Origin of the sequence: Sphingobacterium shayense (assembly GCF_013179575.1) — a bacterium.
In the GTDB taxonomy this organism is placed as follows: domain Bacteria; phylum Bacteroidota; class Bacteroidia; order Sphingobacteriales; family Sphingobacteriaceae; genus Sphingobacterium; species Sphingobacterium shayense.
The window spans coordinates 1-11,011 of the sequence record NZ_JABMCQ010000151.1 but is presented as its reverse complement, the minus strand read 5'-3'; the positions used below and the strand labels follow the sequence as shown (position 1 = coordinate 11,011).

Here is an 11,011-nt window from a genome sequence, read left to right as displayed (position 1 = left end):
CTACGATTGCCTTAAAATTATGTCTATGTTATTAAAATATTAGCTTTTGCTAATCGATGAAATACAAATGGCTACGTGATAGTTAGTAAAAAAGAAAACAATTCTAAAACTTAAGTTACTTTTTTCGGAAGTAAATTTAACGTTTTGAAACAAAATTGTGCAAAAAAAATCATTTTGGCTTTTTTGTAGCCAAAATGATCCTTTGTATTTTCCATGTTATTTATCGTATGATTTTAAAGCTCGTCGTATATTTTTTATAATTTAGAGTAATGAGGGGGACTTTAATATTTTTCGTATACCTAGTTTTACTATATCCGATTTTTGGACAAACGAAAGCACAACGAGCTTTTGAGATCGGGATGGATATAAATAAAAAGGAGCCTGAGAATTATATACTACCGTTAAATGAGATAAAGAAATCAGCCCCAGCTGACGGTGATCAGGCTGGGTTTCATATTTGGTGTCAGGCAATGGCGACTTATCATTCGTTTGTAGGCGATTTGGAGAATGCGATTGGTTACTTTGATAATCGTTATCGCAAGGATCTTCAAGGGTTGACCGTTGATTGTGATACCAATTTCTTTGAAACACACAAATTTGTCGATGCTCGAGATTTTGTTTTAGAAACAGCAAAAGATAAATCTGTGGTTATGCTGAATGAAGCTCATCATATACCATCTCACCGAGCATTCGCATTAAGTCTTTTGGAGGAGCTTTATAATCAAGGTTTCCGGTATTTCGCAGTAGAAGATCTGTCTAACATGACGATCAACGATACCAAATTAGTGACGGATACGACGGGATCATTTTATGGGCGTGAACCGATGTATGGAGAGCTAATAAGGGAAGGATTAAAACGAGGTTTTACTTTAATTGAATTTGATAGTCGAGAGACATTTAACGGTGCAGGTCGGGATAGGTACTACGTGAATAGGTCCCGAGATTCAGTGATGGCCAAAAACCTTGCTAATGTGCTTGCGGACGACCCCCTTGCTAAAGTTTTTATTTATACGGGGTATGACCATGTTTTTGAAGGGTCTAAAAACGGATGGAAGCATATGGGAGAATTTCTGCGTGACTTTACAGGAGTCGATCCGTTGAGTATTTCACAATCGCAACATATTGAGCATGTAGAGCCCAAATTAGAATCAAAAGAGTTTCGCGCAGCTAATAATTTGGGAGCAATCAGGAAACCAATCGTCGCATTACATGCTGATTCCGTATTTCATGATCGGTATGTCGACATTAGTATTATCAGTCCTCGTTATATCAATTCTTCTAGTCGTCCCGCATATCTCACTCTTGGCGGCGCGCGAAAGGCATACGTTGTGGCGACTTCTGATTCTAAAGATGCCGTTTTCGTTCAGGCTTTTTATAATGACGGAGTTGAAAAAGGGCACCGTATACCTGCAGATCAAATGATCATGAACGGAAAGAGCGACACCCTTTTTCTGTTTCCTGGGGATTATAACGTGGAATTTAAAAACTCGGAGGGAATATTGACCCACGAGATGACAATTAATGTTCCGTAGTTATTCCGGAGGGTGATCGAGCCAATGGATAATATTCAAAAGGAATTGTGCGTTCTGAGACGCACTTGGGTGGTTCATGCCTCGTTTTTTGCTTTTAATACCTTGAAGCTGGGCTGAAAACGAGGCTCCATCGCCAAAAACAAGAACTCTACCTTTTCCATATCGAAGATACGCGCTATTTGCAATTCCGACGCCCGATATTTGAGGAACGGTGTCAGATACAGTTGATTCGATTTGAGAAACACGATTTGGCAGATAAATGCTATATTCCTTTCCAAGATGTGTGAGGGCTGTCGCAGAAGAAGGTATAATCATGCCTGTCCCTCCCCAGCACATTATGCTATCTATGTTTTTTCCGTTGTGGTTTGTTATTTCGTTTTCAAAAAGACTACCGCGCTTCCGTGAAAAAATTTCTTCAGCACGATCGTTTCGTAGGGCAAAACCATTGAAAATATTTATATTGAATCTACGAGCAAGCTCCTGTACAGCTCCCCCGCAGGGCATATGGTCAGTGATCAGTAAAAGACTTCCTCCGTTTTCAACCCATTGAACTATTTGAAAGATTTCGTCTTGGCTAAAAGCCGACTGGGCAGGCAGATCCCAATTGGTGGGATCTGCCATGGCATTTACTGTAATTAATATTTTTGCACGGTCTAAAGTAAAAGCATCGAAGTTCGTTTGAACTTGCTCTAGTAAATATCCGTCGCTCTTCAATAGTGTAGCGAAAGGCTTATAGTTTCCGCGTAGATTTACGCCGTTGTTGTGAGCCTGATCAAATAAAATAAGTGGTCCATTACCATCTGTATAGGTCGGCGTTAGTATGGGATATTTGAACAATTCGTCACCGACTTGTTGTGCATTAACATTGGCCTGCAGAACTGTTAACATCCAGACTATACAGGAAATAAAGTAAGATGATATCCTCATGTTGTCCTATTTTTGTTTGATCCAAGCATCGTTTTCAAAGCAAATAAGTTCAGTCACCTTACCGTTCACGATTGTGAATGTTAAGGGGAATAAGCCGTCGCTATTGAGAAAGAAGTTTGCCGTGCGTGCAGTAAATTGGATTTCTTTGCCGTCCCAGGACTGTTTGAGAAGGAGTCCTCCTTGGTTCGCTTGGACGTCTAATATCAATGTAGCATCGTCACTCTTTGCATATCGGCCCTCTAAAAGGGTTAGGTCCGAATCTTTAAGCTGGATGCTTTCTTCTGGGTTGAATTCAACCTTCCTCGTTATAATTCGTCCTAATAACTTTGCTTGGTGAATTTTTCCAGAATTATTTTTGATAAATTCAATTGTATTACCGTCTTCTTCTGTTTCGAAATGGGTTTGATCAAGCTGTTTCAAAGTGTATTCTTTACCGTCCCAAAGTTGAATTGCGTAGAGATCGTTGTTGCGTTTTTCAATTTTTAAAAAAGCAACGCGGTTTGGGAATTGATAATATCCGAGGACATTGATTGGTTCCTCCTGTAATACGATTGTTTTTTGATTACCAGCAGTCTCTAATACAAAATCAATGGCTGAGGTTGCAGGTCTAGGAGTGAAGGATAGCAACGCCCCTAAACTGATTATTAACATTGTAGGTCTCTTGGTGATGACTTTGGGAAAGTTAGCTACTTTTAATGCGTTCATAATTGTATGTTTTAAAGTGTAATGCAATTATAATCGAAGGCGGTAGAAATTGAGTTCGATTGGATGCAAACAGACTTCTTTAATAAGATTGTTTAGAATACTTTTTGACTTATGTTTGATTTTATCTTTATGTCGTTTTGACCGGCAAAAAAAAAATCGTGTGAATTTATCTTTTTTATAAGCTCCTAAATAAGACCATGTGTTGGAAACCCGCCAATTGTAGTTTGTTTTCTTCTGGAGTTCTTTAACCACTAAAATAATGACAGGCGTTTTTGATAAACAACGATTAAAATAAAGATAGGAGGCTGTCGCTGGAACATTAGAGTTAATACCATTAGATTTTGTATCTTGATAACTCGGAAGATAAGGCGCAATTTCAATAAATTCAAACATGGAGAAGAGCATTATGCGACCACAACTGATTTATAAAACAGATATCGTTGTGATTGGAGCGGGTCAAGCTGGTTTATCCTCAGCTTATCACCTTAAAAAATTAGGCTTAAGACTGGGGAGAGACTTTGTTGTACTTGATCAGGCTACTCATCCCGGCGGGGCTTGGCAATACCGGTGGCCGTCCCTTACCCTCAGTACAGTAAACGGTATACACGACTTACCGGGGCTGTCTTTTCGAGAAACTGTGCCTGCTGAACCTACCCAAGAGGTACGAGCGAATGTCGCGGTACCTCGTTATTTTGAATGTTATGAAAAAACGTTCGATTTAACAGTATACCGCCCTGTTTCCGTGCGTGTAGTTTGTGAGAGAGAAGGCTCTTTACGGATAGAAACTGATCGTGGATTTTTCTCAGCAAAAGGCATAATAAATGCAACAGGGACCTGGGACAAGCCTTACATTCCTGAATATCCAGGTGCCTCGATCTTTAAAGGCCTACAGTTGCATACAAGGGACTATCAGACGGCGTCTGTCTTTAAAAACAAACATGTTCTAATCGTTGGCGGTGGAATTTCTGCTATTCAGCTTCTTGACGAAATATCGCAGGTCACACATACGACATGGGTGACGCGCAGGCCGCCTGTCTTTGAAGAAGGACCATTCGATGCTGAACGTGGGCGTGCTGCGGTAGCGATCGTTGAAGATCGGGTTCGACGAGGCTTGCCTGCGGGTTCGATTGTTTCGGTGACAGGCTTGCCTGTTACTCCCGCAATTGTCGCAATGCGAGAACGGGGGGTGTTAAACCGACGACCTATGTTTACGGAGATTACCGAGGCAGGGGTTCGTTGGGTGGATGGGAGTTCTCTGCAGGTCGATGTTATATTGTGGTGCACAGGTTTTCGGAGCTCGCTGGATCATTTAATGCCCCTTATGCTTCGCGGTAAAGATGGTGGAATTGTAATGGGAGGGCGGCTTGCGACGATGGTGACTAATGATCCCCGGATTCATTTAGTGGGATATGGTCCGTCCGCATCGACTATAGGTGCAAACCGCGCAGGGCGAGCTGCAGCACAGGAACTTACGGAATATCTAAAACTTAGCAAAGAATCCAATTAGGCGCATATGCTGGGTTGTTCACAAAAACATAATATTATATTGATATAGTATTCATATGTAATTCGTTCATTTACAATACAGAAGTTTTTTGTTTCATTTAAACGAACTGGATTATGGAAGCGTTCACTTATTACTTTCAGAAAATTATTATCCGATTATTTTTAACACGTTATGCATCCTTCTTTTCGCCTTTTAGATTCAAGAGAACGTAAGTGCATGCACCACAACAGCAGGGACTAAAGGGAGTAAGTAGAGCAAAGAGTGTATGTTTGGGACCTGTGGTAAAAAATGTATTTGTCGAGTTATGGTTTACTTTTTCGCGCCTACGATCTATCTCCGATTAGTTATATGAGGATTCTTTATGCAATTCAAGGGACGGGGAATGGCCATATTAGCCGAGCTCGAGATGTAATACCCTTGTTACAGGGAAAAGGCGATCTGGATGTATTAATAAGTGGCACGGAAGCAGACGTTGAATTAGGTCACCCTGTTAAATATACGATGAAGGGGTTAAGCTTTGTTTTCGGAAAAAAAGGAGGGGTTGACCTGATGGCGACCTATAAAAAGGCGAAAACTAAACGTTTCTATAATGAGCTCTGTTCGCTCCAAGTGCAGCAGTACGATATTGTTATAAGCGATTTCGAGCCGGTTAGTGCTTGGGCATGTCGTTTATATGGCAAGCCTTGTTATGCGTTAAGTCATCAATCTGCGGTTTTAAACGAAAATGCACCTATCCCTAATGTTGTTGATCCAGTGGGCCGTTGGATCTTAAAAAATTATGCACCGGCCGCTGTTCGTTTTGGTTTTCATTTTTCGCAGTATGATGAAAATATCTTTACGCCTTTAATTCGCAAGGAGATACGTGATGCGGTAATTACATGCAAGGGTCATTATACGGTCTATCTTCCGTCTTACAGTGACAGAAAAATATTGCGGGTTCTATGTGAGTTGAAAAACGTAGATTGGCAGGTGTATTCAAAGCATGCCGAGTATGCTTACAACGTGGGCAACGTACATTTCTTCCCTATTTCTAATCGTTCTTTTGTTGAAAGTATGGTATCTTCGAAAGGGATAATTTGCGGAGCGGGATTTGAAGCACCCGCTGAAGCATTATTTCTGGGAAAAAAATTGATCGTCGTGCCTATGAAAAATCAGTACGAACAGCAGTGTAATGCCGCATCTCTTGCACAATTAGGGGTTCCCATATTGAAAAAATTAAATGCTGGGGCGATACGAAAAATAGAAGCGTGGCTAAAATCTGATCAAGAAATAACGGTGGATTTCCCAGATTGTACGGCTGAAATAATAAATAAACTTTTTCAAGTACATGAAAGGATGGGGGAGATTAGTTTACTCCCGCAGAAGAAAGATATCCTCTCGTTAAAACAATTACGAAAGATACTTTTTCGGAACGCACAAATACAAAATGATTAATAAATGTTGATAACCAAAGACTCCTTCGGAGAAGATTTCATGTGGGGCGTGTCGACGGCGGCCTACCAGATCGAGGGGGCTCATGAGAAAGATTCTAAAGGAGCGTCTATTTGGGATGTTTTTGCAAAAAAGAAAAATAAAATTTTCGCGAATCATCACGGGGATGTAGCCTGTGATTTTTACCATCGATTCGTTGACGACCTAGAGCTGATGGCCTCGTTGAATATTCGTGAATATAGATTTTCTATTTCTTGGAGTCGTATTTTTCCGCAGGGTGATGGAGAGATAAACGAAAAGGGGGTGGATTTCTATAACAGGGTTATTGACCTTTCTCTTGAACTTGGCATTACCCCTTGGATAACTCTTTATCACTGGGATTTACCTCAAGGATTAGAACTTAAGGGAGGTTGGATTAATCGTGATATAGTCAGCTGGTTTGAGCGGTTCGTTCAAGTTTGTGTAACACGTTTTGGTGATCGGGTAACAAACTGGATGGTTTTAAACGAACCCGTTGTATTCACTGGAGCAGGTTATTTCTTTGGCGTGCACGCTCCCGGCAGAAAGGGACTAGAGAATTTTCTTGCGGCCACACATCATGCTGCATTGGCTCAGGCTAGTGGAGCACGTGTCATAAAACAAACTTTACCTGGAAGCCGTGTTGGAACGACATTTTCCTGCTCACATATTGAACCATATAGACTGCTTGCGCGTGACATCAACGCGGCAAAGCGGGCGGATGCATTGTTGAATAGGTTGTTTATAGAACCGTTGTTAGGAATGGGATATCCTATAAAAGATCTGCCAATTTTAAAAAGAATTGAGCGATACATGAAAGAGGATGACGAGCGAAACCTTTCTTTTGACATGGATTTTATAGGCTTACAGAACTATACACGAGAAATTATTCGGTACAGCCTATTTGTTCCATATTTGAGAGCAAAAATTGTTAATGCTTCCAAAAGGAAAGTAGAAATGACAGCCATGAACTGGGAAGTTTATCCAGAGTCGATGTATCATATTTTGAAACGATATAGCACGTATAAAAATATTCCTCCTTTGATTATTACTGAAAGCGGTGCTGCGTTTGAAGATTTTGTCATCGACGGTAAGGTTGATGACCGAAAGCGTCAAATATATCTTCAAAAGACAATTGAACAGGTATTGCGGGCTAAACAAGAAGGGGTTGATGTAAGGGGGTACTTTGTGTGGACTTTCTTAGATAATTTTGAATGGGCGGAAGGGTATAGACCTCGTTTTGGTCTGATTCACGTAGACTTTGAAAGTCAGAAGCGCACTATTAAATCGTCGGGATACTGGTACTCGCAGTTTCTAAAGTAATCATCAAAAAGCACCTAGCGGTGCTTTTCGTATAGTACCGCTAGGTGCGTGGGTAGATCGGATTAACTATGTGAGTTCACGTTTGACAACTTCCGACAGGGGAGTTGTTGGGCGACCGATCAAGTTCGAGAGGACATTGCCCTGATCATATAGATCCCCTTTGGAAGCGCCGACGTCCATATTGGCAATGATTTTAGCGAAACTCTCCGGCACGTCTAAGGAGATTAAAGCTTTGGCGAACTCTTCTTCAGGAAGATCTGTATACGGAATTTCCTTACCTATTTGAGCGGAAACCTCGGTTGCTAGGTCACTTAGGGTATAGTAGTCGTCGCCAGATAGTTCATATATTTTCCCTGAATGACCTTCTGTGGATAACACCACCGCGGCAGCCTCTGCATAATCTTCTCGGGTTGCGGATGATATTTTCCCCGCGCCGGCACTTCCAAAAAATGAACCCGCTTCAATCGATCCGAGAATTGATGCCGTGTAGTTTTCCGTATACCATCCATTTCGCAGAATGGTGTGCGGAATACCTGAGTCTGCTAGCATTTGTTCGGTTTGTATGTGCTCTGTCGCTAGTGACATGGAAGAGGTATCGGCGTGGAGTAAACTCGTATATACAATCCATTTTATGTTTGCTTGTTTTGCAGCGGTTATTATGTTTTCGTGTTGGGCTTTGCGTAACCCAACTTGGTTTGCCGATATTAGAAGTAAGCTATCAATTCCGCTCAGGTTTTCCGTTAGTGATTCTGGTTTGTTATAATCAAATTCACGTACTTCTATTCCCATGTCGGAAGCTTTTTCGGGTGAGCGTACAAGTGCTACCAAGTTATTAGCATTTACACGTTGTTTAAGTTTTTCGACAACTAGACGGCCTAGTTGTCCAGTTGCTCCTGTGATTCCTATTTTCATATTTTTTATTTGTAATGTTTTTTGTTACATTTTGGAGAAAAAAAATTAACTGAATTGTTCAACAAACTTTTTTAAAGTTTTGTTTTCCAGCGAAGCGATGACTACACTATCTGTCTGGATAAACAAACTTTCTAAGTTATTGTTTATGTTTCTTCCAATTGGGCAAGAGGGATTTGTCTTTAGATTTTTCTTACCCAGCACGTCTGTATTTTTTACAGCTTTATAGATTTCTGCGAGCGTAATGCTTTCGGGAGGAACCTGAAGTTTAGTGCCGCCTACTTTCCCTTTTCGACTTACAATCCAACCGTGCGCATGAAGTGTGCCTAGCTCTTTACGCACAATAACTGGATTGATATTGATGCTTTCAGCGATCCAATCGGAACTTAACCATTTCTCTGGAAATTTCGCTAGAATAGCCAATATATGTATAGCCGTTGCAAACCTTGTATTGTTCATGACGAGACAAAGATAAGTAAATAATTTTAATTGTAATACATGTTATTACAATTAAAATTATTCTTAGTTCATTTGAAATAGCTGTATTTGTTTTTACAAATATCAGTGTGATCCACGAATTCTTTAAAACGAGGCGGTTTGTCGGTATATTTGGTTACACGTTATGAAGTTGATATAGGAAAGTGATAGACCCTGGCGGGTGAAGGGGATCTATCACGCGAGTTAATTATAATGGGACTCTTCCGATATGATGCAGAGGAAGGATTCGAACCTTCTTTAATACCAGCTAATTCTCTGCGAATGGTCAAATCTGCTGACCGGCACAAAGATAAACGCTTTTTTTAGGTTGAGCGAAACAAAGGGATACCTTAATGCAATGATAATAGTTTCTTAATGATCTTTAGTTCAGGGAATGGTTTTAAATCTGAATAATGGTTAATGCATACCTCGCTAAATATTAATGGGTTACATAAGTAGCCATCCTTTACCAATGAGGAAGGTATTTCAAGCTAACTCAATGCTAATGCTTTGTGTCCGATTAATAGCCGTAGTCGAACGAAATATAATACTTAATTTTCCTGGCGAATAAGAACAAGCCGTTTTTGTATCTTTGGATATGGATATACAAGTCCGAAAAGTTGATCTGAACCTGCTTAACGTAGAAGAGGCGCTAAACTATTATCAAGTGGTATTGACCGAGCGTGAAATAGTCTATAGCATAGACGACGTGAACTACCAAGCTCCAGCATTTTCTGCGATATTTATCTCTCCGCATCAACATTTCCAGTTGCTTTCCATACAGGAATCTCCGTGTGATGTGATGCAAGTCTTGTTCAACGGAGATTATTATTGTATTGAGCTTCATAAACACGATGTCGCCTGCAACGGACTTCTTTTTAATACCGTTTATCAGCTTCCTCACGTTAGTTTAGCAAGGACCGTTTTTGCAGAACTGTTGGAATCGTGTCAGAAGATGATACAATTAATAGGGGGAGAAAGTAAGTTTAAGAACGCGATTTTGAAATCCTATTTACAATTGATACTTGCCCTGACGAGCGATGAAAAGCAAAAATTTATCGACGAGCATAATTATTTCTTACAGTTGACGAGTGTCGATGGTATTGTATTTCAGGATTTAGTAGAACAAAATTATAAAACGGAAAAATCGATTTCATTCTATGCTTCAGCTATGAATATGACCGGTGAGGCATTAAGTAAGAGAATAAAAAAATCGCTTCAGAAAAGTCCATCGAAGATTATACAAGAACGAACCATCTTGGAAGCGAAAAAATTATTGCATTTAACCTTTAAATCTATCAAAGAGATAGCTTATGATTTATGCTTCCAAGATCAGCACTATTTTAGTCGTTATTTTAAAAATATTGTAGGTATATCGCCATTGCAGTATCGGCAACAAGTTGGGATATCTCAGGTTGCAAATTTGTCCAAACAATAGCTGCTTTTGTCCATTTTATTTTGCTTATCTGCTTTGTAGATTTGTGAAAAGAAACTTATTATGGAATTTTTAAATCGATTAGCAGGTTTACAGAGCGTATTTATTCAGTTTTTAAAGATCACCGTATTCATCGTAATGGCTTGGATTGGGGGACTGAAAGCTTTCCAATATGAGGCTGATGGCATTGTCCCTTTCGTCGCGAATAGTCCGTTGATGAGTTTTTTCTATGAAAAGGAAGCGCCTGAATATCAGAAGTACAAAAATCCAGAAGGAGCAACTGTTACTAAAAATATCGATTGGCATCGGGCAAATCACACCTATATATTTTCCTATGGTTTAGGAGCTGTTATCCTTGGTATCGGTGTATTAACATTGTTTGGTGTGTGGAGTCCTAAGATAGGATTGGTTGGCGGTTTACTAACTGCGATTATGTCTATTGTTACGCTGTCGTTTTTGATAACAACCCCCGAAGTGTATGTTGCTAACCTTGGAGGTGATTTCCCTACTCCGAATTATGGATTTCCTTATCTTTCGGGAGCGGGAAGACTTGTTTTAAAAGATGTAATTATGCTGGCGGCAGGTCTTCTGATTGCATCCGAATGCGCAACGAAACTACTCTTGATAAAGAGATAAAAATAGCATTTTTATTTTTTTGGTATCTTTGTTTATACGATAAACTTTGAGAAAAAATGGCAAAGAAAATTACCGAAGATTTAACCGAGAGCCAGCAAGTGGAATTGCTAT

Annotated in this window: 11 protein-coding genes; 6 read left to right on the top strand and 5 right to left on the bottom strand. The window is 40.1% G+C overall.

The genetic code is table 11. The features are described from left to right. The first annotated feature begins 269 nt into the window (after positions 1 to 269). Positions 270 to 1,532, top strand: coding sequence for a hypothetical protein (locus HP439_RS15085; protein WP_172391167.1), 1,263 nt, complete (start codon positions 270 to 272; stop codon positions 1,530 to 1,532). On the opposite strand, the gene HP439_RS15080 is transcribed toward HP439_RS15085, so the two are convergent. From HP439_RS15080 to HP439_RS15070, 3 genes are read right to left on the bottom strand one after another with little or no spacing between them, the layout of a single operon-like run. Continuing rightward, a complete protein-coding gene (locus HP439_RS15080; RefSeq protein WP_172391166.1) occupies positions 1,533 to 2,459 on the bottom strand; it encodes a motility-associated ABC transporter substrate-binding family protein in 927 nt (308 codons plus the stop codon). A 6-nt stretch (positions 2,460 to 2,465) separates the two neighbouring features. Then, positions 2,466 to 3,164, bottom strand: a complete 699-nt coding sequence (locus HP439_RS15075) for a hypothetical protein (RefSeq protein ID WP_172391165.1) — start codon at positions 3,162 to 3,164, stop codon at positions 2,466 to 2,468. 27 nt (positions 3,165 to 3,191) lie between these two features. Then, complete coding sequence (locus HP439_RS15070; protein ID WP_172391164.1) at positions 3,192 to 3,557, bottom strand: hypothetical protein; 366 nt, start codon at positions 3,555 to 3,557, stop codon at positions 3,192 to 3,194. On the opposite strand from HP439_RS15070, the gene HP439_RS15065 reads away from it, so the two are divergent. The 3 genes from HP439_RS15065 to HP439_RS15055 all read left to right on the top strand — a co-directional run bounded on the left by HP439_RS15065 (position 3,556) and on the right by HP439_RS15055 (position 7,443). Next, the gene (locus HP439_RS15065; protein ID WP_172391163.1) at positions 3,556 to 4,671 is read left to right on the top strand and encodes an NAD(P)-binding domain-containing protein; all 1,116 of its coding nucleotides are present in this window, start codon (positions 3,556 to 3,558) and stop codon (positions 4,669 to 4,671) included. The two genes, HP439_RS15070 and HP439_RS15065, sit on opposite strands and share 2 nt — an antisense overlap. 348 nt (positions 4,672 to 5,019) lie before the next feature. Further along, positions 5,020 to 6,105: a glycosyltransferase family protein gene (locus HP439_RS15060; protein ID WP_172391162.1), complete on the top strand. Its 1,086-nt coding sequence runs from the start codon at positions 5,020 to 5,022 to the stop codon at positions 6,103 to 6,105. A 3-nt stretch (positions 6,106 to 6,108) separates the two neighbouring features. Beyond that, complete coding sequence (locus tag HP439_RS15055; RefSeq protein WP_172391161.1) at positions 6,109 to 7,443, top strand: GH1 family beta-glucosidase; 1,335 nt, start codon at positions 6,109 to 6,111, stop codon at positions 7,441 to 7,443. A 66-nt stretch (positions 7,444 to 7,509) separates the two neighbouring features. On the opposite strand, the gene HP439_RS15050 is transcribed toward HP439_RS15055, so the two are convergent. After that, positions 7,510 to 8,355, bottom strand: coding sequence for an SDR family oxidoreductase (locus HP439_RS15050; protein ID WP_172391160.1), 846 nt, complete (start codon positions 8,353 to 8,355; stop codon positions 7,510 to 7,512). A gap of 45 nt (positions 8,356 to 8,400) precedes the next feature. Next, a complete protein-coding gene (locus tag HP439_RS15045; RefSeq protein WP_172391159.1) occupies positions 8,401 to 8,811 on the bottom strand; it encodes an Rrf2 family transcriptional regulator in 411 nt (136 codons plus the stop codon). Positions 8,812 to 9,427: 616 nt separating this feature from the next. On the opposite strand from HP439_RS15045, the gene HP439_RS15040 reads away from it, so the two are divergent. Both HP439_RS15040 and HP439_RS15035 read left to right on the top strand, forming a co-directional pair. After that, complete coding sequence (locus HP439_RS15040; protein ID WP_172391158.1) at positions 9,428 to 10,267, top strand: helix-turn-helix domain-containing protein; 840 nt, start codon at positions 9,428 to 9,430, stop codon at positions 10,265 to 10,267. 60 nt (positions 10,268 to 10,327) lie between these two features. Beyond that, positions 10,328 to 10,900 (top strand): DUF417 family protein, encoded by a 573-nt coding sequence (locus tag HP439_RS15035; protein WP_216657867.1) that lies wholly within the window; start codon positions 10,328 to 10,330, stop codon positions 10,898 to 10,900. The last annotated feature ends 111 nt before the right edge of the window (positions 10,901 to 11,011 follow it).